This is a genomic window from Burkholderia sp. Bp8963 (assembly GCF_003854275.1).
Taxonomy (GTDB): Bacteria; Pseudomonadota; Gammaproteobacteria; order Burkholderiales; family Burkholderiaceae; genus Burkholderia.
Genome location: NZ_QTQP01000018.1, coordinates 56,969 through 78,873, shown reverse-complemented (window position 1 = coordinate 78,873; position 21,905 = coordinate 56,969). Strand labels below are relative to the sequence as shown.

General features: G+C 69.1%; 18 protein-coding genes and 1 pseudogene. 9 read left to right on the top strand and 10 right to left on the bottom strand.

Translation table 11 applies throughout. The annotated features are described in order from the left end of the window. Positions 1-212 precede the first annotated feature (212 nt). The gene (locus DID96_RS17255) at positions 213-491 is read right to left on the bottom strand and encodes a hypothetical protein (RefSeq protein WP_124600493.1); all 279 of its coding nucleotides are present in this window, start codon (positions 489-491) and stop codon (positions 213-215) included. A 68-nt stretch (positions 492-559) separates the two neighbouring features. Between DID96_RS17255 and DID96_RS17250 the strand changes: the two genes are divergently transcribed. The 5 genes from DID96_RS17250 to DID96_RS17230 all read left to right on the top strand — a co-directional run bounded on the left by DID96_RS17250 (position 560) and on the right by DID96_RS17230 (position 6,102). Then, complete coding sequence (locus tag DID96_RS17250; RefSeq protein WP_124600492.1) at positions 560-1,804, top strand: glycosyltransferase family 87 protein; 1,245 nt, start codon at positions 560-562, stop codon at positions 1,802-1,804. Between the two features lie 2 nt (positions 1,805-1,806). Then, positions 1,807-3,186: a glycosyltransferase family 87 protein gene (locus tag DID96_RS17245; protein ID WP_124600491.1), complete on the top strand. Its 1,380-nt coding sequence runs from the start codon at positions 1,807-1,809 to the stop codon at positions 3,184-3,186. 24 nt (positions 3,187-3,210) lie between these two features. Then, the gene (locus DID96_RS17240) at positions 3,211-4,278 is read left to right on the top strand and encodes a glycosyltransferase family 2 protein (RefSeq protein WP_124600490.1); all 1,068 of its coding nucleotides are present in this window, start codon (positions 3,211-3,213) and stop codon (positions 4,276-4,278) included. Between the two features lie 20 nt (positions 4,279-4,298). Then, the gene (locus DID96_RS17235; RefSeq protein ID WP_124600489.1) at positions 4,299-4,706 is read left to right on the top strand and encodes a GtrA family protein; all 408 of its coding nucleotides are present in this window, start codon (positions 4,299-4,301) and stop codon (positions 4,704-4,706) included. A gap of 187 nt (positions 4,707-4,893) precedes the next feature. After that, positions 4,894-6,102, top strand: a complete 1,209-nt coding sequence (locus DID96_RS17230) for a glycosyltransferase family 87 protein (RefSeq protein ID WP_124600488.1) — start codon at positions 4,894-4,896, stop codon at positions 6,100-6,102. 179 nt (positions 6,103-6,281) lie between these two features. On the opposite strand, the gene DID96_RS17225 is transcribed toward DID96_RS17230, so the two are convergent. Together DID96_RS17225 and DID96_RS17220 are read right to left on the bottom strand one after the other, a co-directional pair. Then, positions 6,282-7,772, bottom strand: a complete 1,491-nt coding sequence (locus DID96_RS17225) for a sigma-54 dependent transcriptional regulator (RefSeq protein ID WP_124600487.1) — start codon at positions 7,770-7,772, stop codon at positions 6,282-6,284. A 477-nt stretch (positions 7,773-8,249) separates the two neighbouring features. Next, positions 8,250-8,435: pseudogene (locus DID96_RS17220) on the bottom strand (metal-dependent hydrolase); the annotation flags it as partial. 260 nt (positions 8,436-8,695) lie between these two features. On the opposite strand from DID96_RS17220, the gene DID96_RS17215 reads away from it, so the two are divergent. From DID96_RS17215 to DID96_RS17205, 3 genes are all read left to right on the top strand, one after another. Beyond that, positions 8,696-9,037, top strand: coding sequence for an FKBP-type peptidyl-prolyl cis-trans isomerase (locus tag DID96_RS17215; protein ID WP_124600486.1), 342 nt, complete (start codon positions 8,696-8,698; stop codon positions 9,035-9,037). Positions 9,038-9,060: 23 nt separating this feature from the next. Continuing rightward, positions 9,061-9,873 (top strand): AraC family transcriptional regulator, encoded by an 813-nt coding sequence (locus DID96_RS17210; RefSeq protein WP_124600485.1) that lies wholly within the window; start codon positions 9,061-9,063, stop codon positions 9,871-9,873. A gap of 127 nt (positions 9,874-10,000) precedes the next feature. After that, entirely contained in the window at positions 10,001-11,473 is a 1,473-nt protein-coding gene (locus DID96_RS17205) for an MFS transporter (RefSeq protein ID WP_124600484.1), read from the top strand. 13 nt (positions 11,474-11,486) lie between these two features. Here DID96_RS17205 and DID96_RS17200 read toward each other — a convergent pair whose 3' ends face one another. After that, positions 11,487-11,957: a helix-turn-helix domain-containing protein gene (locus DID96_RS17200; RefSeq protein WP_124600483.1), complete on the bottom strand. Its 471-nt coding sequence runs from the start codon at positions 11,955-11,957 to the stop codon at positions 11,487-11,489. A 173-nt stretch (positions 11,958-12,130) separates the two neighbouring features. On the opposite strand from DID96_RS17200, the gene DID96_RS17195 reads away from it, so the two are divergent. Then, positions 12,131-13,384 carry an MFS transporter gene (locus DID96_RS17195; protein WP_124600482.1) on the top strand — a complete coding sequence of 418 codons (1,254 nt, stop codon included), beginning with the start codon at positions 12,131-12,133 and terminating at the stop codon, positions 13,382-13,384. Positions 13,385-13,679: 295 nt separating this feature from the next. Here DID96_RS17195 and DID96_RS17190 read toward each other — a convergent pair whose 3' ends face one another. Genes DID96_RS17190 through DID96_RS17165 form a run of 6 tightly spaced genes read right to left on the bottom strand, consistent with a single transcriptional unit; the run spans position 13,680 to position 21,896 of the window. Continuing rightward, positions 13,680-14,843 carry a glycosyltransferase family 4 protein gene (locus tag DID96_RS17190; RefSeq protein ID WP_124600481.1) on the bottom strand — a complete coding sequence of 388 codons (1,164 nt, stop codon included), beginning with the start codon at positions 14,841-14,843 and terminating at the stop codon, positions 13,680-13,682. Next, positions 14,843-16,027, bottom strand: coding sequence for a glycosyltransferase family 4 protein (locus DID96_RS17185; RefSeq protein ID WP_124600480.1), 1,185 nt, complete (start codon positions 16,025-16,027; stop codon positions 14,843-14,845). Before DID96_RS17185 ends, DID96_RS17190 begins: the two co-directional genes overlap by 1 nt. Further along, entirely contained in the window at positions 16,024-17,493 is a 1,470-nt protein-coding gene (locus DID96_RS17180; protein ID WP_124600479.1) for an O-antigen ligase, read from the bottom strand. Before DID96_RS17180 ends, DID96_RS17185 begins: the two co-directional genes overlap by 4 nt. Positions 17,494-17,503: 10 nt before the next feature. After that, positions 17,504-18,637 carry a glycosyltransferase family 4 protein gene (locus DID96_RS17175; RefSeq protein ID WP_124600478.1) on the bottom strand — a complete coding sequence of 378 codons (1,134 nt, stop codon included), beginning with the start codon at positions 18,635-18,637 and terminating at the stop codon, positions 17,504-17,506. 43 nt (positions 18,638-18,680) lie between these two features. Further along, positions 18,681-19,640 carry a glycosyltransferase family 2 protein gene (locus DID96_RS17170; RefSeq protein WP_124600477.1) on the bottom strand — a complete coding sequence of 320 codons (960 nt, stop codon included), beginning with the start codon at positions 19,638-19,640 and terminating at the stop codon, positions 18,681-18,683. Positions 19,641-19,670: 30 nt separating this feature from the next. Beyond that, entirely contained in the window at positions 19,671-21,896 is a 2,226-nt protein-coding gene (locus tag DID96_RS17165; RefSeq protein ID WP_124600476.1) for a polysaccharide biosynthesis tyrosine autokinase, read from the bottom strand. Positions 21,897-21,905 lie beyond the last annotated feature (9 nt).

Below are 21,905 nucleotides of genomic sequence, written 5' to 3'. Positions count from 1 at the left end.
TCTCTGAACCGGCTGGTCGTCACGCCGTCGACCTCCGCGGATCTCCCATCGCAAAGAGCGGGCCAGCCCGCGACGAATCCGCACCGGACAAGGGCTTTCGAAACCGACGCCGGCAACCGGATCGGGTACGGACGGGCAAAAGTTTCGGTTCTGATACATCGCGGCGGGCGTTCGCATGTGCACAACGGGCGCAAAGCCCCGCCGGACAAGGCTCAAAAAATTTTCTCGGGACTTTCCCGAATCGGCACGGCCGCCCGCACGGCGCGATGCCGGTACAGGTTTGCATCGGCCAAACCGCCGAAATGTTTCAGGTCCGCAACACGCGCCCCCGCCAACCGCGCCGCTGGCGCCCGAAAACGGCGTTTTGGCCGCCGTCGCGCAGCTGCGCGCGCGACTCCAGGCAGGCGGCCATTTGCATCGCCGGCTTTTTTTTCCAACAATGAAATCGCCCGATGGGACCAGAAAGCCAGAAAGACGACTGGCTTCGACACGCGGGCACACAACAACACGATCGGGCCACCTAGACCACAGGGCTCTTTCGGCGGACGGGGAAACATTCATGTACGAAGCAATTCGGGGACTGCGCGGCCGCAGGTGGCATTGCGCTCACTGGCTCACCGCCGATCGCATCGTGCCGTACAGCTGCGCGATGCTGATCCTGTGCGGCGCGATATTCGGCGCATGGGCGCTCGCGACGCACGGCTTCACGATCGACAACGTGACGCGGCCGGGTCTCGACTTCGCGGTGTTCTGGACCGCGTCCGACATGACGCTGCATGGACAGATCGCGTCGATCTTCGACTACCGCCACTTTTCCGCCGCCGAACTCGAACACTTCGGCAACTACGCCCACCGGAACTTCCTCCCGTGGCTTTATCCGCCGACGATGCTGCTGCTCGTCGCGCCGCTCGCTTTCGTGCCGTTTCTGCCCGCATTCTTCCTCTTTTTCGCGGGCAGCTTTCTATGCTATGCGCGTGCCGTCACCGGCCTGTCCGGGCTGCGCGCGCGCCTTCCGCAGCCGCGCCTCGCCACGCTCGCCGTGCTCGCCTATCCCGGCGTGTTCGTGACGACGGTGTGCGGACAGAACGCGCTGCTGACCGCGGCGATCGCGGCGTTCGCAGTCCGTCACGTCGAGCGCCGCCCCGTCGTCGCCGGCCTGTTCATCAGCCTGCTGGCGATCAAGCCTCAGCTGGCCGTGCTGTTTCCCGTCGTGCTGATCGCGGCGCGCGCATGGCGCGCGTTCGCGGCCGCGGCCGCCGGCACCGTGCTGCTCGTCGCCACCAGTACGTGGCTCGCCGGCCATGCCGCACTGACCAGCTTCATCGACAGCATGTCGATCACGCGCGAGGCGCTGATCGAGCACAACGTGCAGTACTGGATCGGCTCGCCGACGCCGTTCGCCGCGATGCGGCTCGCCGGCCTGCCGCTGCCGCTCGCATACGCGGTGCAGTGCGCGGTGGCATTGCTCGCTGCCGTCGCGGCCGCGACCGTCTGGCGCAGCACGCGCGACGTGCGCCTGCGCGGCGCGGTCATCGCGGTCGCCACATTGCTCGCGACGCCGTACCTGCGCGGCTACGAACTCGCGTGGCTCGGCGTCGCGGTCTTCTGCCTCGTGTCGTACGGCTTCGACGAGGGCTGGCTGCCCGGCGACCAGGGCATCCTCGTGCTCGCGTGGCTTCTGCCGTTGTTCGAATTCCTCAATTACACGCCGATGCTGCCGCAGATTGGCCCGATCGTACTGCTCGCCGTGCTGTTCGTCGTCGCGCGCCGTGCCGCCGTCGCCGCTGTTTCGGTGAGGAGTTGACGATGCGCCTCCACCGCCACAACCCCGCCCTGCTGCATGTCGACGTCCATCCCGAGCTGCCCGCCGCCGGGCCGCGCCGGCGTCCGCACTGGCTCACCGAGCCGCGCATGCGTGCGTATTCGCACGCGATGCTGTTCTGCTATTTCGCTTTTGTCGGCGCATACGTCGTGCGCCTGTTCGGCCCGCACAGCGCGGGGCTGCCCCGGCTGACGCTCGATTTCACGCCGATCTGGAGCGCCGCGTGGCTGGCCGCGCACGGCCACGCGCTCGACGCATGGCAGTACACAGCCGTCGGCATGGTGGAATTTCAGGCGATCCCGGCGATGCATGAAATGCACGCCGGTCTGCCATGGCTCTATCCGCCCACGATGCTCCTGTGGGTGCTGCCGCTCGGCTGGCTGCCCTACGCGCTCGCCGCCGCGCTGTGGCTCGGCGGCGCGTATGCGTTGTTCGTCGCCGTGTGCGGCGCGATCGTGCCGCGCCGCACCGCGATGCTGTGCGCGTTCGCGTTCCCGGGCGCGTTCTTTGCGACGCTCGTCGGCCAGAACAGCCTGCTCACCGCCGCGCTGGCGGGCCTCGGCCTGCTGACACTGCAGCGGCGCCCTGTTGCCGCGGGCGTCTGCTTCGGCCTGCTCACCGTGAAGCCGCAGCTCGCGATTCTATTCCCGCTCGCGCTGCTCTGCGCCGCGCAATGGCGCGCACTGGCCGCGTGGGTCGCGACCGTCGCCGGCGGCGCAGCGCTCGCGACGCTCGCGTTCGGGCCCGCCGCATGGCTCAGCTTCCTTCACGGCGTATCGGGCACGTATCAGGCGGTCGGCACCAGCCCGGCAATCCTCGCGCGCATCCCGACGCTGTATGCGATGTCGATGCTCGCAGGTTGGCCCGCGATCGCGACCAAGGGGCTGGAGGCCGTGTCGGTACTCGTCGCCATTGCAGCCGTGTGCTACGCGTGGCGCGGCGACTGCACGTATGCACTGCGCGCGGCGACGCTCGTCTGCGCGAGCCTACTCGTGAGCCCGTACCTGTTCGACTACGACCTCGCGTGGTACGGCATCGTGATCGCGTGGTACGCACGCCATGCGTTCTCGCACGGCTGGCGGCGCTTCGACCGCGAATGGCTCGTACTGCTGTGGCTGATGCCGCTCGCAAGCGCGAAGCTCGTCGACCACCTGCACGTCCAGTTCATGCCGATCGTCACGTTCGCGACGCTCGCGCTGCTCGTCGCGCGCATCTCGCGCGAGCGCCATGAAGCGCCGTGCCTGCCGGACGCGCACGACAGCGCGACCGACACCGATTTCGCACATGCCGCCAGGCCGCACGACGCGGCGCCGCGGCTTCATCGACTCGACCGCCCGGTGCTGCCGCATGGCAGCCGCCACTGAAGCGGCGTTCACAGGGGGAACATCATGCGCGCACTTGTCCAGAAACCGCTCATTTCGCTGGTCGTGCCGTTCTACAACGAAGGCGAAGCGGTCGAGCGCTTTTTCGACGTCGTGATCCCGGTCATGGTCGCGATCGACGCGATCCGCTTCGAGATCGTCTGCATCAACGACGGCAGCCGCGACGACACGCTCGACCGCCTGATCGCGATCGGCGCGACGGACACGCGCGTGCGCGTGATCGATCTCACGCGCAACTTCGGCAAGGAAGCCGCGCTCACCGCGGGCATCGACGAAGCGACCGGCGACGCGGTGATCCCGCTCGACGCGGACCTGCAGGATCCGCCGAGCCTGATCCCGGTGATGATCGAACACTGGCGCAACGGCGCGGAAGTCGTCGCCGCGAAGCGCACCAACCGCGCGTGCGATTCGTTCGCGAAGCGCACCGCGGCCGCGCTCTATTACCGCGTGCACAACGCGCTGTCGGAAGTGAAGCTGCCGGAGAACGTCGGCGATTTCCGGCTGATGGACCGCCAGGTCGTCAACGCGCTGCGCGCGCTGCCCGAGCGGCGCCGGTTCATGAAAGGGCTGTTCGCGTGGGTCGGCTACCGGACCGTGATCGTCGAATACCAGCGCGATCCGCGCAGCGCCGGCCACTCGAAGTTCTCAGGCTGGAAGCTGTGGAACTTCGCGCTCGAAGGCATCACGAGCTTCAGCACGGTGCCGCTGCGCAGCTGGACCTACATCGGGCTCGGCATCGCCGCGCTCGCGTTCGTGTACGGCGCGTACATCATCGGCCGCACGCTCGCGTTCGGCAATCCGGTGCCCGGCTATGCGTCGCTGATCTCGGTCGTGCTGTTCATCGGCGGCATCGAACTCGTCGGGATCGGCGTGATCGGCGAGTACATCGGGCGGATATACTACGAGTCGAAAGAGCGGCCCGTGTACCTCGTGCGCCGCCGCTACCAGGCGCGCAGCAAGGTGTCGGCGCTGCCCGTATCGCGCGATTCGCTGCGCCAGGCCGCGGCCGCCGCGCGCGCCGATCTCGCGCGCCGCCGCACGCTGGCGCGCCACCACCGCGTCGCCGCACGCTGACTTCCGTTCCGGAGCCACCCGTGATCCGTTCCCTCTATGCCGCCGAACGCGCCCGACTGTTCCGCTTCGGCGTCTCCGGCATCTGTTCGACCGCGATCCATACGCTCGTCGCGTCCGCGATGTTCGCGCTGCTCGATGCGTCGCCTGTTACCGCAAACGCGGTCGCGTTCGTCGTCGCGACCGTGTTCTCGTATCTCGCAAACACGCTGTGGAGCTTTTCGTCGACCGTGCAGTGGAGCAATCTGCTGCGCTTCCTGCTCGTGGCGGTGTCGGGCCTCGTCGAGACGATGCTGCTCGCGCGCGGCACCGAGGCGCTCGGCCTCGCGCCCGGGTGGAGCATCGTCGCGGTCGTGCTGTTCGTGCCGCCGGTGACGTTCGTGCTGCACCGGCTGTGGACGTACCGCGAGGCGGGCACGGACGACGCGTGACGTAAAGTGACGTGACGTGACTTGACGTGACGGAATGCGCCGCGGTTGCCGGCGGTGCAGCGATCGAGCGCGCGCGGGCCCGCATGCGGACGCCGCGATTCCGATTCTGCTGTGCGGCTTCGGCCCGGCATCGATTCCGGCCGTCCACCCTATGGAACTGCTGTCCCTCTCTATCCGGGAGCAAGCCATGTCATCGCCCGCGAGACCCGCAACGTACCCGCCGGAAACGGGATGGCTGACGCCGCAGCGAATCGCGATATATGCCGGCACCTTGCTTGGCTGCCAGTGCATCCTGGTCGCGATGTGGTGGTGGCAGCACGTCGTGCTGAAGGCGCGCGACATACCCATGCTCGCGTGGGACTTCGTCGTGTACTGGAGCGCATCGAGCCTCGCGATCCATCACGGCCCTGCCAGCGCCTACAACTGGGCATGGCTTCGCGCGGTGGAGCAGTCGGTCTACCCGCCGATGTTCGAACCGTTCGCCTACCCGCCGACTTTCCTGTTCACGATCTACCCGATCGCCGCGCTGCCTTTCGGCGTTGCGATCGTCGCATGGTCCGCGCTCGGCATCGCGTGCTATCTGCTGCTCGTCCGGGCGGCCGTCGCGCCGATGGACCGTCGCTGGCTGCTGCCCGCGCTCGCGTTCCCCGGCATGTGGCTCGCGCTGGTGTCCGGGCAGAATGCGCTGCTCACGCTGGCGATCGGCGGAACGGCGCTGCTGCTGATCGGCCGGCGGCCCGTCGTCGCCGGCGCCTGTATCGCGTTGCTCTGCATCAAGCCGCAACTCGGCGTGCTGTTCCCGCTGTTCCTGCTGTGCCGGCGGCACTGGACGACGCTCGCGTCCGCCGCGTTCTTCTCGCTGCTCTATGTCGGGCTGGTCTGGCTCGCATTCGGTACCGACACATTCGTCGCGTTTGCGCACGCGCTCACGAAATTTCAGCACGTCGTCGCGGAAAATTCGCTCGCTACCATTCGCGGCGCGCCGACCGTATTTGCGATCGCGCGCGTCGCGGGCGCGTCCGTTCGCACGTCGTATCTCGCGCATGCCGCCGTCGGCGGCGGCGTGGTCGCGACCTGCATCTGGCTCTGGCGCACGAACGCCCGTTTCGCGCTGTCCGCCGCCGCACTGGCGGTCGCGACGATCCTCGTGCAGCCGTACCTCATCTACTACGACCTCGCGTGGCTTGCGCTGCCGGTCGCGATCCTGACCGCCGATTACGCGCGGCATGGCGCCGACAGGCTCGAAAAAGCCGCGCTGATCGCCACGTGGCTCATTCCCGCGCACGCGTTCGCCGCCACGACGACCGGCACCTGGCCGCAGTGCGCACCCTTCGTGCTCGCCGCACTGCTGGCCGTCATCGCACGCCGCCACCTGAAGGCGGCGACCGCCGTGTGATCGACCGAACGCACACCGCGGCCGTGCGGACGTCGGCCGGCGTGTGCGACGGGTGACGAATGCCGCACGACCCGGCCGGCGCGACGCTGTGACGAATGCCGCACGGCCCGGCCGGCGCGACGCGCAACTGCACGCGCGCCCGTGTCCGACCCGACGGCAACGAACGGACACGAATCCCGTCAACCGACCCGCTGATGTCCCTCATCGTCCGGCGGATGCCCGGGCGGCGTGCCGCCCTTCCCGCCGTTGTCACCGTTGTCGCCATTGTCGTGATCGTTGAGCCCGTGCTCGATCATCATCCGGTACAGCGTCACGCGCGAAATGCCGAGCTCGGCGGCTGCCTTGTTGATCCGGTGATCGTTGCGCAGCAGCGCATTCTCGATCGCGGTGCGCTCCGCGAGCGCGCGCGCCTGCTCGAGCGTGACGGGCTCGGTTTCGCCCGGCGTCTCGAGCCCGAGATCGTGCGGCGTCAGCAGCCGGCTCTCGGCCATCACGATGCCGCGCCGCACGCGGTTGATCAGCTCGCGAACGTTGCCTGGCCATTCGTAGCGTCGCATCGCGTCGAGCGCGGCCGACGTGAAGCCGCTGATCTTGCGGCCGCTGTCGGACTTGTATTTCTGCAGCACGTAGTGCGCGAGGATGTCGATATCCTTGCCGCGCGCGCGCAGCGGCGGCTCGTGGATGCGCAGCACGCACAGGCGGTGATAGAGGTCCGCGCGGAAGCGTGCGGCCTCGACCGCGCCGTCGAGATCGACGTGCGTCGCCGAGATGATCCGCACGTCGACCGGAATCGATTCCTGCCCGCCGAGCCGCTCGATCTTCCCTTCCTGCAGGAAGCGCAGCATGCTCGCCTGGCTTTCGAGCGGCATGTCGCCGATCTCGTCGAGGAACAGCGTGCCGCCGTTCGCGGACTCGATCCGCCCCGCGCGCCGCTGGTTCGCGCCCGTGAACGCACCGCGCTCGTAGCCGAACAGTTCGGATTGCAGCAGGTGATGCGGAATCGCGCCGCAGTTGATCGCGACGAACGGCCCCTTGCCGCGGCCGGAGCGTTCGTGGATCGCGAGCGCGGTCAGCTCCTTGCCGGTGCCGGATTCGCCCGAGATGAACACGCTCGCGTCGGTCTTCGCGACCTTGCGGATCGTGCTGAACAGTTGCTGCATCGCCTCGCAGTTGCCGATCATCCCGTGTTCGCCGATCGCCGCTGCGTAGGCCGCACCGTCGACGCGGTCGAGCGCGGCCATCCCGCGCGCATGGCCGAGCACGTGCGAGATCCATTCGTAAGGAAGCGGAAGCGTGACGTAGTCGAAGCAGTAGCTGCGGATCATCTCGCGCACCGCCGCGCCGATCGACACGCCGGCCCGCGCGATCGAGATCCAGCCGATCGCAGGCTGGCTCAGGCATCCTTTCAGCGCGGGGTAATCGCGCGACGTGAACCCGGTGAAGTCGATCAGGCCCGCGGCGACACTCGCGCCGGCGGTCATGTTCTGCGCGGCGCCGGCCGTCTTCGCGATCGCGATCTCCCAGCCGAGCGCGCGCAACTGGTCGAGCAGCGGCTCCTCCGGCGAACGCGCGATCACAAACAGCTTGCGACCGGCTTCGGGCGCGGTCACGGACACCGGCGCCACGTCGGGCGCCGTCGCCCTGGTTGAATCGGGTGACTTTGAAACCATCGTTGTTCCCCGCTCAGCGTTGGTATCGCGCTTCGGCTCGCCGCCGCAGCGTGCGACAGACCAGACGTCAGAACCCACATATTCGCCGGATTTCCGTCTGAATAAAATACCCCGCGCAGCATTCGCATCGTAATGCTTCCTGCCTTGAGCGGTATATCGACGCCGGCGCAAAGCGGCTAGATGGGTGTTATCCCGGTGGTGCCGGACGTTATCCCGGTGGCTGGAGGGTTATCCCGGTGGTGCGGGCGGCGCTTGCGGCCCCGCGCAACGCATTGCGGACACAACGAATCGGCTCGCACCCGTTGCAGGTCCGATCCGCCGCGCAACGCCGCGCGGCGGCGCGGCGAGAAATACGCTTGATTCCGGTCAATCCTCAGACCTGACCGGCTGACGCGAGGGCACAACGCGCGGCAAGCGCGGCGCGGCCGCGCGGTCGCGCCACAGCAGCGTCACGTGCAACAGGAACACAGTCGGTCAGAACGTGAGCGTCGTCGCGAGGTACACGCCGATGCGGATCAGGTAGCGCCGCGCGCCCGGTTCCATCACCGTGTTCCACACGTCGAACGACACCGACTTGTGCTCGGTTTCCTCGAGCGCATGCCAGACCCACATCTGCCGGTAGCCGTCGACCGAGCCGGCCAGCCGCGTCGGGTCGCGCAGGAGCTACATGAAGCGCAAGCTGCCGCATTCGGTGCAGCTCGCGCATACGGTACGCCACGCCACGTCCTTTCGCAGGCATTTTTCACACGATTTTCACCGTGCCGCGTTTGGAATTCCGGCACCGGGCCCCATTCGCCCGCTGCGTGGTCTGCCGCGCGGTTGCCGTTCGTTTCAAACGGGCGTTCCAGCGACGATCGCGCCAGCCGGCTCACTGTCCGCTCGCCTACAATAGCGGTTTTACCCAACCCCTTTCAGGAGAAGTCATGGCAGTCATCACGACCGCATCGGGCCTCAAGTACGAAGATCTCACCGAAGGCACCGGCGCCGAAGCGGTAGCAGGCCGGACCGTCAGCGTGCACTACACCGGCTGGCTGACCGACGGCCAGAAGTTCGATTCGAGCAAGGACCGCAACGACCCGTTCGCGTTCGTGCTCGGCGGCGGCATGGTCATCAAGGGCTGGGACGAAGGCGTGCAGGGCATGAAGGTCGGCGGCGTGCGCCGCCTGACGATTCCGCCGCAACTCGGCTACGGTCCGCGCGGCGCGGGCGGCGTGATTCCGCCGAACGCGACGCTCGTGTTCGAAGTCGAGCTGCTCGACGTCTGACGCGGCTGTCCGCCGTCCGCCCGATGGAACGCATCCCGTCCCCCGCCATTGCGCTGCGCCGCTACGACGCGTCGGAAGCGTCGGACGTGCACGACTTTCACCAGGTCGTGCTCGGCGTCGACGGCGCGATGGTGATGGCGGTGGACGGCGTCGGCCAGCGCATCGACCGGCACGCCGCATGGCTGATTCCGGCCGGTTCGCGTCACGACTACGCGGGCCTCGGCGACAACCGCCAGCTCGTGCTCGACCTGCCCGCGGCGTCGCTCGCGGTGCCGCAGCGGCTGTTCGATACCGCGCGCGCGGTATCGATCGATCCGGACCTGACCGCACTCGTCGCGCGGTTCGCGGCGGCCGTCGCCGTGCAGCCCGGCGGGCTTGCCGGCGGGTTTGCCGGCGAATCGGCCGGCAAGCCGGCAAGCGATGCGCAACGCGCGGCCGCGCGTCGCTTCCAGTGGCAGGCCGCCGCGCAACTGTGCGGCGCGCTGCTCGGCGAAAGCGGCCTCGCCGCGGCTGCGTCGGGCCTCGATTTCGCGCGCATCGACCGGTGGCTGCGTGCGCGGCTCGCCGAGCCGCTGCGTATCGCCGATCTCGCCGCGCATTGCGGCTACGGGATGCGCCGGTTTCACCAGTTGTTCGTCGAAGCGTTCGGCGAAACGCCGCATCGCTATCTGCAGCGGCTGCGGCTCGACACCGCGGTAATCCTGCTCGCCGACGGACGGCATCCGCTTGCGGACATCGCCGGAATGGTCGGCTTCGCCGACCAGAGCGCGTTCACGCACGCGTTCACGAAGCGCTTCGGCATCGCGCCGGGGCGGTGGCGCGGCGAGCGGCATTGATCCGTCATTGATCCGTCACCGATTCGTCATCGATCGCGGTTGAGCGGTTGAGCGGTTGTGCGGCCGCGTATCGACACTTCACGAGAGAATGAAACGTCGGCCGCCCGCACCGTCCTACCATGCGGACATGAACACACCGAACCCCGCCCCCGCCTTCCCGCCCGCACTGGCACGCATCGTCGCGACCGTCAGCGTCGGCTTCGTCGTCACGCAGCTCGACGTGACGATCGTCAACATCGCGCTCGCGCATCTCGCCGCCGATCTGCATCTGAGCGTCGCCGGCCTGCAATGGGTCGTCGACGCCTATACGCTCGCGTTCGCGGTGCTGATGCTGTCGGGCGGCGCGCTCGGCGACCGCTTCGGCGCGCGCCGCATGTACGGCGCCGGCATCGCACTGTTCGCGCTCGCATCGCTCGCGTGCGGCGCCGCGACCGGGCCCGCGATGCTGATCGCCGCCCGCGCACTGCAGGGCGTCGGCGCTGCAGCCATGCTGCCCAACTCGCTCGCGCTGCTCAACGATGCGAGCCGCCACGACCCGCGGCTGCGCGCGCAGGCGGTCGGATGGTGGACCGCCGCCGGCGCGATCTCGATCGCCGCGGGCCCGGTCGTCGGCGGCCTGCTGATCGCCGCATGGGGCTGGCGCGGCATCTTCCTCGTCAATCTGCCGCTGTGCGCGGCCGGGCTCGCGGCAACGGCGATGTGGGTGCCGGCCAAGCCGCGGCCCGCAGCGAACGGCGCACCCGCGACCCACCACGCAACACGGTCGGCCACGCGCGCGCTCGACCTGCGCGGCCAGACGCTCGCGATCCTGATGCTGACCGCGCTGACCGGCGCCGTGATCGAATGGCGGCCGCTCGGCATCGCGCATCCGGCCGTGATCGGCGGTTTCACGCTGGCGGGCGTCGCCGCGCTCGCGTTCGTCGCGGCCGAAGCGCGCGCCGCCGCGCCGATGCTGCCGCTATCACTGTTCCGCGGCCGCACGTTCAGCGCGGCAGTGCTGTTCGGCGTCTGCGTGAACCTCACGTATTACGGAACCGTGTTCGTGCTCGCGTTGTACCTGCAGCGCGTGCGCGGCGAATCGCCGTTGCAGGCCGGGCTCGCGTTCCTGCCGCTGACGGGCGGGTTCCTGCTGTCGAACATCGCGAGCGGCAGGATCGTTGCGCGCCACGGTCCGCGCGCGCCGATGATCGCGGGCGCGCTCGTCGCCGCGCTCGGCTACGGGCTGCTGCACCGGGTGGATGCGGCAACGCCGCTCGCCGCGCTGCTCGTGCCGTTCCTGCTGATACCGGCAGGCATGGGGCTCGCGGTGCCGGCGATGACGACCGCCGTGCTTGCGTCAGTCGCGCCCGAACGCGCCGGGATCGCGTCTGCAGTCCTCAATACCGCGCGGCAGGCAGGCGGCGCGATTGGCGTCGCGGCGTTCGGCGCAATGGCGGGCGGTGCCGGCGCGCTGCACGTCGCGAACGGGCTGCGGATCGAAACCGCGATCTCGGCCGCGCTGCTGATCGCGGGCGCCGCGCTGGCATCTGCCGTCCGGCCCGACGCGCATGCGGCGGCTCCCGCATCGCGCGCCGCACGTACGGCGCACGCAATCGACTGACGCGCGCCGCTGCTCAGCGCGCGACGCCGTCGCCGTCCACTTCCACCTTCCTGACGAACGTATCCGCCGCCTTCAACGGCCGTCCGTCGTCATCACGCAGCGCGAGCTTCCGGATCGCGCGGCCGGTCTTGCGGTCGATCAGCACCGAGTGCTTTTCGCCGCGTTCGAACAGGTTCGCCTCGCCCCACTGCCGCAGCATCACGATGACCGGAAACAGCCCCTCGCCTTGCTTCGTCAGCGCGTATTCCTGATACGCGGTGCCGTCCGACGCGGGCACGACCTCGAACACGCCAGCCTCCACCAGCATCCTGAGCCGGTCCGACAGGATGTTGCTCGCGACCCCGAGGCTGTTCCGGAAATCGCCGAAACGGCGCACACCGTCGAATGCGTCGCGCACGATCAGCAGCGCCCATCGGTCGCCGACGATATCGGTCGCCCGTGCCACCGGGCACGGCGAATCCGCGAGACTTTTCTGTCTGGCCATCTTCCTCTCCGCTTTCTCCGCCTTCTCGGCTGTTGCTCCGGCGCGCCTGTGCAGCGCGCCCGGCCATCTGCGCGCAGGCGCCTGGCCCACGCGATAACAAGTTGCATTTTAAAACTTCTTTTCCTACACTCACACCAGTTTCAAATTGCAACTACTTAACACGAGGAGCACGGATGGATTCTTCCTGTACGCCGGTCGCGGCGGATCGCACGTCGCCCGCTGCCGCCGCATCTGCCGCTTCTGCCGCTGCCGCCGCCGGCGGCAGACTGTCGACCGCGCAAGTCGCGCTGCTGGCCGTGTGCTGCGCGGCGAGTGTCGCGAACGTCTATTACGCGCAGCCGCTGCTCGATTCGATCGCGCGCGACTTCGGCATTCCGCACGCCGAGGTCGGCGGCGTGATCACCGCGACGCAGCTCGGCTGCGCGCTTGCGCTGCTGTTCGTCGTGCCGCTCGGCGACCTGCTGAACCGCAAGCGGCTGATCGGCGCGCAACTGGTGCTGCTGGCGCTGGCCTGCGTCGGCGTCACCGCGTCGTCGTCGCGCGTCGCGCTGCTGGCCGGCATGGCCGGCGTCGGTCTGCTCGGCACCGCGATGACGCAGGGCCTGATCGCCTGCGCGGCCGCGCTCGCGGGCGACGTCGAACGCGGCCGCGTGGTCGGCGCGGCCCAGGGCGGCGTCGTGATCGGCCTGCTGGCCGCGCGTTCGCTAGCCGGCGTCGTGACCGACGTCGCGGGCTGGCGTGCCGTGTATCTCGCGTCGGGTGCATTCGCGCTCGTGATGCTCGTCGTGCTGTCGCGGCTGCTGCCGGACATGCGCACGCCGCGTGCCGGCGTCGGCTACGCGGCGTTGCTGCGGTCGATGGTGTCGTTGCTGCGCGGCGATCGCGTGCTGCAGGTGCGCGGCACGATCGCGCTTCTGATGTTTGCGGCGTTCAGCATCTTCTGGAGTGCGCTGGTGCTGCCGCTCAGCGCGCCGCCGCATGCGATGTCGCATACGGCAATCGGCGCGTTCGGCCTCGTCGGCGCGATGGGCGCGGCTGCCGCCGCCCGTGCGGGACGGCTCGCCGATCGCGGGCGCGGACAGGCGACGACCGGCATCGCACTCGCGCTGCTCGCGGTGTCGTGGCTGCCGCTTGCGTTCACGACGACGTCGATCCCGCTGCTGGTCGTCGGCATCGTGCTGCTCGACGTCGGCGGGCAGGCCGCCCACGTCGTCAACCAGAGCATGATCCTCGGCACCCGCCCCGACGCGCACGCGCGTCTCGTGGGCTGCTACATGCTGTTCTATTCGGCCGGCAGCGGGCTCGGCGCGATCATGTCGACGCTGGTCTATGCACGCGCCGGCTGGACCGGCGTCTGTGTGCTCGGCGCGGCGGTGAGCGTCGCCGCGCTCGGATTCTGGGCGGCCACGCTGAAGCGCGCGCGCTGACGCCGGCCGCGTCGCGGCCGTGCGGCCGGCCGGCTGCGGACAGCAGCCGCTCCGCATCCAGCACGGCTTCGGCGCTGCAACGGCCGCTCGCATCCGCATGGCAGCAGTCGTGGCGGCCGGCCACGCGCACGTCGGGGCGCGCGCCCACCCGCAGCGCAACGCGCCGCGAGGTCAGGCGGCGCTCGGCACGGGCCGGACGCAGCCCGTCGACGCCGCGCGGCCTGCCGATGCGAACCGCCGCCGCAAGTGTGGAGCCCATCGCGCTGCGCGTACGCGCCGGCCGAGCGTGGCACGCTCAGCCGGCGCGGATCGCCTCGTCGTACACGTCGGCGACCCGCCTTGCGATCACCGCGTTGTCGAAGTGGTCGCGCGCATAGCGCTTGCACGCGGCTTCGTCGGGCAGCGCGATAGCGCCCGACAGCGCGGCGCCGAGCCCTTCCGCGATCGCATCCGCACCCGTCGACGGCAGCACGAGATCGCTGGACAGCCCCGCCACGGCCTCCGGCAGGCCGCCGACCGGCGTGACGAGCACCGGCGTGCCGGACGCGAGCGATTCGACCGTGATGAGGCCGAAGCCTTCGAGCGCGACTGTCGGCACGACGCTGACCGTCGCCGCGCGATACAGCGCCGCGAGGTGCTGGTCGGGCACGAAGCCGAGCAGCTTCACGTTGTCCTGGAGCCCCGCCGCGTCGATGCGCTGCTGCAGTTCCTCGGCGAGCTTGCCCTTGCCTGCGATCAGCAGCAGCACGTCCGGGTGGCGGTGCTTGACGAGGCCGATCGCGTCGACCAGATCCTCGAGCCCCATCCGCCGCACGAGCCGCCGCACCGCGAGCACGATCGGCCGGTCCTGCGGCAGCTGCAGCCGGTGCCGCGCGTCGCCGGGCGTGAGCGGCGTGTCGAACTGCGCGGTGTCGACGCAGCCCGGGATCACGCGCACGCGCGCCGGATCGATGCCGTAGCGGTTCGTCAGGATCTGGCCGAAGGCCTGCGACAGCACGATCAGCCGCGACGAGCGCGCATAGACGGCCTGCTCGAGATAGCGCTTCGCACGCTGCCCGAGCGACGCGGCGCCTTCGACCTGGCTCTCGTCGGCCCACGGGCCCTGGAAATGCGACACCTGCGGTATCCCGCGCGTGACGTCGAGACCGGGGAACGTGTACAGCGCGAAATGCGACGAGATCACGTCGGGCCGTTCGGTACGGATCACGTCGCGCAATGCGCGGCGCGCGGCCAGCATCCGGCGCGCAAGCGGCTCGGATGCGGGGCCGAAGCCGCGGATCGCGCCGCCGGTGTCGTTCGCGACCTTTTCCGAGCCGGCGACGAGCCCGCGCACCGCGACGCCCGCGCCCGGCAGCGCGCCGACGAGCGAGTAGTACATCCGGTCGAGGCCGCCCGCGCGTTCGGGGAACCAGTGCATGCCGATTTGCAGCGATTTGATCGGCCGGGAAGATTGATTCATCAGGACTGCTCCTGCGTGACCGCATGCTCGACGCGCTGGAATGCGCTCGGCTGCGAGGGTTGGCCCATGCGCCGGTAAAGCGCGATGTACTGGGCGCCCATGTGCGCCCAGCCGAAACGGGTCATCAGTTCGCGTGCCGCGTCGCCCATCGCGCGGCACGTGTCGCGCGACGCCGCGAGCGACGCGATCGCCTGCGCGAGCGCGGCCGGATCGTCGGGGTCGTCCAGCACGATCCCGCACTCGCGCGTGATGATCTCGGCGCCGCCCGCCGTGCGCGCGGTGACGACCGGCAGGCCGGCCGCCATCGCCTCGAGCAGCGACAGGCTCATCGCTTCGTAACGCGAAGGAAACACGTAAGCGTCGACCGATTGCATCAGCGTCGGCATGTTCTTGACGAGCCCGAGGAAGTGCACGCGCCGGTCGAGCCCGAGCGCGCGCGCCTCGTCCGGATACGGGCTGCCGGGCAGGTAGCCCGCGACCGCCAGATGCACGTTCTCCGGCAGCTTCGTCAGCGCCTTCAGCACCGTGCCGAGATTCTTGCGCGGCGTGCGCAAGTCGCCGACGAACAACAGCAGGAACGCGTCGGCCGGCAGCTTGAACGCCGCACAATCGGGCGCCGCGTGCGCGAATGCGCTGCCATCGACGCCGTTATAGATCACGCTGATCTTTCGGCTGTCGATGCCGAGCCCGCCGATCTCGTCGGCGACCTTCTGCGACACCGCGGTGATCGCGCGCGAACGCCGGTACGCCCAGCGTTCGAGCGCGGTGTTCACGCGCGTATAGACATACTGATACGCGGACCACAGCCCCTTCGTCGGCCCGAACGGGTAGTACGGACTCTTGAACCAGCCGCCATGCACGAAGTGCGCAGTGTTCACGTCGGCCTTGATCCACGAGATGAAGCCGTTCACATGCAGCACGTCGTATTCGGCGCGATGCGTGCGCAGCCACCACGCGCTCTTCAGCGCGAACACCTGCTGCCTGACGAGGTTCGACGGCCAGAAGCGCCCGACCTTCACCGGCACCCAGCGCACCCGGTGGTCGGCCAGCAACTCGGGCGCGACATGCGACGCGACGAGCGTCACCTCGTAGTTCTCGGCCAGCGCCGCGCGGGCGATTTCATAGTTGACGCGGCCCTGCCCGTCGTTGTGACGCACGACATGCGTGACGATCGCGATTCTCAATGCTCGGCTCCCCGTGAGTATGCGGCGGCGGTCTGGCGCCGGGCCTTCTGCCAGTGCGCCGCGGATAGAATCGAAAAAATGGCGGTGAACAGCAGCAGCCCGCCCGTGCCGATCAGCGAGTTCGTGAACACGAGCATCGCGAACACCGACAGGCACAGGCTCAGGCATGCGCCGACGAACTTGTCCTTGCGCAGCTTGAATGCCGCGCGCAGCGTGCGGCCGAGCAGCAGCACGATGCCGGCGAGATAGAGCAGCGTGCCGGGCCAGCCGAGCACGAACGGCACGTTCATCACGCCGCTGTCGAAGCTGCCGTACTTGCCGAGCTCGCCACTGTCGCTCGACAGCTTGGTCGACGCGCCCGTCGCGCCCATCCCTTCGCCGGCGACGTCGGTAAAGGCCGTCTCCGCGAAGGTCGCGTAGAACTTGTTGCGGTCGTCGTAGCTGCGGTCGTCCTTCAGGTTCGTGATCGACTGCAGGCGCGCGCCGAGGCGGTCGGCGACCGGCCCGACGGTCAGGAGCGGCACGCACAGCCCGGCCAGCACGACCGCGCTGATGATGATCCGCATCCGCACGCGGTTGCTCGACTGCACGAGCTGGATCGCGAGCGCGATCACCCAGCCGCCCCACGTCGAGCGCACGAGACACAGCGCGAACGACAGGAAGCCTGCCGCCCCCGCGACCCAGCGGATCTTTTGCGGCGCCGCGAGCACGAACACCAGCGCGCCCATCATCGCGAACGCGAACGGCCCGGACGAGTTCATCGTGCTGAACACGCGCACGCCGTACGGCACCGGCTCGCCCTGCGAGCTCATCTGCGAGCCGACCATCCACAGCACGTCCCACTGCGGCATCACGAAGTACTGCACGACGCCGTACGCGCCCATCACGAGCATGCCCCACATGAACGTCGACAGCAGCACGTCGCGGTACTCGGGATAGTCGCGTGCGTTGACCATGATGTGAAAACCGATCAGCACCGGGTACACCCAGTTCGCGAGGTCGTAGGTCGCCGCCATCACGCCGCTCGACACGATGCCGACGAGGTACGCGTAGGCGAGCCCGAACAGGATCAGCAGCACCGGAATGCCGCGCTGCTGCGCGAGCGCGCGGTAATGCCGCACGAGGCCGAGGCCCGCGATCATCGTCACCGCGAGCGGCGCGATCTGGATCAGGCTCGTCGGCGTATACGCGCCCTTCGACCAGTCGGCGAGACGCCGCACCTCGGGGCTCAGGAACCACACCCACCACATGAAGCCGACGTAGCGCGCCGGACTCTTGAAATACAGCCACAGCCCCACCGCGATCGACAGCGCCGGGAACGCGAGCGTCAGGACCGAGCCCTGGTGCGCGGCGATCAGCGCGGCCGTGACGGTCCACAGCCCGGCCTGCCCGGCCCAGTGCTTCGGTTCGGCGAACCAGCCCCGCGAGCGGGATGGTGCGGACGGAGCAGCAATCGACGTACTCATGACGCTGCGCTCACTGCGACGACGGTCGGGAATCGGCGAGCGGCATCGACACGTCCGCCGCCGGCGTGCGGCGCTGGCGCAGCAGATCGCGCGTGATCCGCACGTGCTGCGCGGCGAACGCCTGCGTCGTCAGGTCATGCTCGCGCAGGCGCGTCGCCGCGGCTTGCGCGCACGCGAGCGCAACGCCCGGCTCCGCGACGAAGCGGTCGGCCGCCTGGCGCATCGCCTGCGCGTCGAACGGCGGCACGTACGCGGCCGTGTCGGGCGGGAAGTAGTCGCGCAGCCCGCCGACGTCGGACACGATCATCGGCTTGCCGACCGCGGCCGCCTCGAGCATCACGGTGATGCCCGACGCGTGGAAGTTCGGCCGCAGCGGCACGACGATCAGGTCGGCCCACGCATACAGCTCGTGCTGCTTCGCGAGCCCCGATGCCGAGCCGATCTTCACGTTCGGTGCGTGCCATTCGCGCGGCACGCGGCGGCGCGTCGCGAGCCGCACTTCGTAGCGGTCGTCGCCACCGAATGCCGCGAGGAAGGTCCGCCAGTCGCGATCGCGGTCGTTGCCGATCGCCGCGATCCGCAGCGGCCGGTTCGGCCGCCACTGTTGAGGATCACTGATCGGGAAATCCTGCGTGTTCAGCCCGTAGTAGACGAACTGCGCGTCGCGTCGCAGATAGCGGCGGCACAGCTCCGCGTTGTCGCGCGCGAGCGTGGTCAGCACGTCGGCGCGCGCGAGCAGCTTGCGATACAGCCAGCGGCGCGGCGCGCCGAAGCTCGCCCACTTGTCGTACAGCCACACGCTCTGCGCGAGCAGCAGCGGCCGCTTGCCCCGCGCGCCCGCGAGTTTCAGGATCATCGACGCGGCGAGGTGCTCCTGCTCGGTGTGCGTCCAGATCACGTCGGTATCGATCAGCGCGGCGCGGTTGCGCCACGCGTGGACGACATCGAAACCGAGCGCCGCCTTCAGCGCGCGGCGCGCCATGCTGACGATGCGGTTCTCGCGCGTGTCCTGCGAGTAGGTCAGCTTGAATTCGTCGGATTCGGCGTGGTGATAGCCGTACAGGCAGCCGATGTCGTCGCCTTTCCGGTACGTACGCGGATCGGCGCCGTAAAACAGATGGACGTGCACTTTCGTGGCAGTCATGCGAGCCCTCCGGGGTTGGCCGCGCGAAACGCGCGCAGCCCGTTCAAGACGTCACCGGCGGCATCGCCGCGCGGTGGGAGGCAAGGTTCGCGCGGCGGGCATCGCGGGCGCCGCGGCGCACCGCGCGCCAGTGTTCGCGCACGCGGTCGCCGTCGGCCGAGCGCAGCGCGAGCACCACGTGCGCGAGGCCCGGATACACGCGCGTGCCGACGACCGTGTACCACCACCACGCGATTTCGCGGCGCAGCGGCGGCAGATGCTCGCGCAGGATCAGGTGCAGGTTGTAGGCGGAATTGCTGACCGCGTTCAGCGACGCCGCATCGCGCCGGTTGTCGTCGAAGCGCTCGGCCGGGTAGTGATCGACCGCGACGAGCGGGTCGTACACGAGCTTCCAGCCCGCACGCTTCACGCCCATGCTGAACGCCATGTCGTTATGTACCTGCGCCCCCGCGCCGCGCAGCCGCGTGTCGAAACGCAGCCGTTCGATCGCCGCGCGCCGATAGCTCATGTTCGCGCCCTTCAGCATGTCGACCTCGCGCGCACCGCCGACGCCGAGGTGGTGGTTGCCGATGATCTTGCCGGACGCGGTCAGCTGGCCGACCCGCTCGCGCGATTCGTCGAGCACGCGGCCTTTCTCGTGCACCCAGTCGCGTCCGCCGACGGCGCCGACGCGCGGATCGGCGGCAAACGCGGACTCGATGCGCGCGAGCCAGTCGCGATGCGGCGCCGCATCGTCGTCGGTGATCGCGACGATGTCGCCGTGCGCCGAGTCGAGCCCCTTGTTCAGCGCGGCGACCTGCCCCGGCACGTCGACCGGCACGATGCGCAGCGGCAGCATGCCGCCGACGGACGGATCGGCGAGGCGCTCGTGCGTCGCGTCGTCTTCCGGGCGCGCGACGACGATCACTTCGTCGGGCAAGCGCTGCTGACGCTGCAGCGCCAGCAGGCAGCGCGCGAGGTCGGCGGGACGCCGGTAGGTCGGAACGAGCACGGAAATCTTCATCGTGGGTTCTCCAGTCCGTATTCGAAGCCGTCAGGCGCTCAGGTATTCATGGACAGCCGCATAGCCGCGGCCGTAGCCGCGCGTCTTCGGCGGCACGCCGTTGAAGATGCCGCCTTCCAGGTCGACACCGGCGGTGCGCAGCCGCTTGATCGCATCGGCGATCTCGCCTTCGGTATGCATGCCCGAGCGCAGCACCATGAACGTCGAGCCCGCCATGCGGCCGATGATCGTCGCGTCGGTCACCGCGAGCACCGGCGGCGAATCGATCAGCACCACGTCGTAGCGCTTGCCGAGGCCCTCGAGGTATTGCGGCAGGCGCGTCGACATCAGCAGCTCCGACGGGTTCGGCGGGCGCGTGCCGGCCGCGATGAACGACAGGCCCGGCACCGGCGTTTCGCGCACGGCCTCCTCGAGCGCCGACTGGTCGCTCAGCAGTTCGGACAGGCCCGGCTGCGCGGTGAGGCCGAAGTAGCGCTCGAGCACGCCGCGGCGCATGTCCGCGTCGACCAGCAGCACGCGCTTGCCGGAGTGCGCCAGCAGCACCGCGAGGTTGACCGTCAGGAAACTCTTGCCGATCCCCGGCGTCGGGCCGGTCAGCACGATCACGCGGTTCTTCGCGTCCATCATCGCGAACTGCATCGCGGTGCGCAGGCTGCGCAGGCTCTCGATGCTCGGGTCCTTCGGACGCAGGCTCGCGAGGATCGGGCGGGTGCGGCCGCCGCTCTTCTCGGCCGTCGCGTCGAGGCGCACCTGCTCGGCGCTCTGCGGCACGAGCCCGTACAGCGGCAGGTTGAACGTGCGCTCGATGCGGTCCGGATCCTCGATGCCCTGGAACATGTTGCGGCGCAGGAACACGACGCCCGTGCCGAGGATCAGCCCGAGAAACACCGCGGCCGACAGGATCAGCACCTTCTTCGGCTTGACCGGATCGCCCGGACGCAGCGCCGAGTCGACGAGGTGGATGTTGCCGCCCGTGCCGGCCTTCTGCACCGACAGCTCCTGCACGCGGTTCAGCAGCAGCACGTAGATGTCCTCGGCCACCTTCGCGTCGCGCTGCAGCTGCACGGCCTTCACTTCGGTCGCCGGCAGGCTGCGGAAGCGGTTCGCGAACTTGTCCTTCTCGGCCTGCAGTTCGCCGAGCTGCTGCTTCGCGGCGATCACGAGCGGATGCGAATCGGTGAAGCGCTGCGCGAGCGACGCGAGCTGCAGGCGCTGCGCGGCGATCTGCTGTTCGTACTGCACGCTGCCTTCGAGGTAGACCTTCGCCTCGTCGCTCGCGTTGATCGAGCCCGACGTGCGCTGGTACTGCGTCAGCGCGGCCTCCGCGTGCTCGAGATCGGCCTTCAGGCGCGGTTCCTCGCCCTTCAGGAAGTCGAGCATCTTGGTCGCCTCGGCCTGCTTCGCGATCACGTGCTGGTTCAGGTACGACTGCGCGAGCGCGTTGGCGATCGCCGCGGTCTGCTCCGGATCCTTGCCATCGAGCGAGATCTGCACGACGCCCGTCTGCTTGCCCTGCTCGCTCACCTGGATGCCCGACTGGAAACCGGTGATCGCGTCGAGATCGTTGTACCGGACCACCGTGAACTGCGTGCCCGGACGCGCGGCCAGCTTCGACACCTGGATCGTCACGCCGCCGCCCTGCTCGGATTCGCCGACGCGGCCGGTCAGGATCCGCCCGCCGTTCTCGTCGGCGAGCGAATAGGTATCGTTCGGGCCGGCGGTCAGCGTCAGCTTCTTGCCTTCGAGTGCCGGCACGACGTTGATCGTGTCGATGTCGGCGATCTCGCCGCCCCATGCGTACGACTGCAGGCCGAGCCACGCCTTCGCCGGATGGCCCGGCGTCGCGAGACGCGCGGCCAGGCTGCCGAGCACCGGAAGCGTCTTCGGCATCGCCGAGAAATTCAGCTTGAACTGCTCGACGACGGGCGCGACGACGCCGCGGCTCTTGATGATCTCGATTTCGGCATCGGTCGGCGCCTGCTGCGGGCCGCTGTTGATCATCGCACCCGTCTGCGTCTGCGTCAGCGCCTGGGTCGTGTTGTCGTTGCCTTCGACCCGCACGTGCACGTCGGCCTGGTACACCGGCTTCGCGATGAAGCAGTACAGGCCGGCGAGCGCGACCACCGTCACCGCGATGCCGAGCAGCAGCCAGATGTCGTCGAAGATCACCTGGATCAGCTGGCCGAGTACGACGTCTTCTTCCTCGGTCTTCGCGGTCAGGCCCGCGTAGGATTGTTTCGCTTGCGTGTTCATCATGTGTTCCCG

What these genes read in the sequence shown, in the direction of transcription:
- DID96_RS17165 (WP_124600476.1), bottom strand. Translation starts at nt 21,896, where the DNA reads ATGATGAACACGCAAGCGAAACAATCCTACGCGGGCCTGACCGCGAAG.
- DID96_RS17215 (WP_124600486.1), top strand. Translation starts at nt 8,696, where the DNA reads ATGGCAGTCATCACGACCGCATCGGGCCTCAAGTACGAAGATCTCACC.
- DID96_RS17175 (WP_124600478.1), bottom strand. Translation starts at nt 18,637, where the DNA reads ATGACTGCCACGAAAGTGCACGTCCATCTGTTTTACGGCGCCGATCCG.
- DID96_RS17205 (WP_124600484.1), top strand. Translation starts at nt 10,001, where the DNA reads ATGAACACACCGAACCCCGCCCCCGCCTTCCCGCCCGCACTGGCACGC.
- DID96_RS17240 (WP_124600490.1), top strand. Translation starts at nt 3,211, where the DNA reads ATGCGCGCACTTGTCCAGAAACCGCTCATTTCGCTGGTCGTGCCGTTC.
- DID96_RS17230 (WP_124600488.1), top strand. Translation starts at nt 4,894, where the DNA reads ATGTCATCGCCCGCGAGACCCGCAACGTACCCGCCGGAAACGGGATGG.
- DID96_RS17180 (WP_124600479.1), bottom strand. Translation starts at nt 17,493, where the DNA reads ATGAGTACGTCGATTGCTGCTCCGTCCGCACCATCCCGCTCGCGGGGC.
- DID96_RS17195 (WP_124600482.1), top strand. Translation starts at nt 12,131, where the DNA reads ATGGATTCTTCCTGTACGCCGGTCGCGGCGGATCGCACGTCGCCCGCT.
- DID96_RS17245 (WP_124600491.1), top strand. Translation starts at nt 1,807, where the DNA reads ATGCGCCTCCACCGCCACAACCCCGCCCTGCTGCATGTCGACGTCCAT.
- DID96_RS17250 (WP_124600492.1), top strand. Translation starts at nt 560, where the DNA reads ATGTACGAAGCAATTCGGGGACTGCGCGGCCGCAGGTGGCATTGCGCT.
- DID96_RS17190 (WP_124600481.1), bottom strand. Translation starts at nt 14,843, where the DNA reads ATGAATCAATCTTCCCGGCCGATCAAATCGCTGCAAATCGGCATGCAC.
- DID96_RS17210 (WP_124600485.1), top strand. Translation starts at nt 9,061, where the DNA reads ATGGAACGCATCCCGTCCCCCGCCATTGCGCTGCGCCGCTACGACGCG.
- DID96_RS17200 (WP_124600483.1), bottom strand. Translation starts at nt 11,957, where the DNA reads ATGGCCAGACAGAAAAGTCTCGCGGATTCGCCGTGCCCGGTGGCACGG.
- DID96_RS17225 (WP_124600487.1), bottom strand. Translation starts at nt 7,772, where the DNA reads ATGGTTTCAAAGTCACCCGATTCAACCAGGGCGACGGCGCCCGACGTG.
- DID96_RS17170 (WP_124600477.1), bottom strand. Translation starts at nt 19,640, where the DNA reads ATGAAGATTTCCGTGCTCGTTCCGACCTACCGGCGTCCCGCCGACCTC.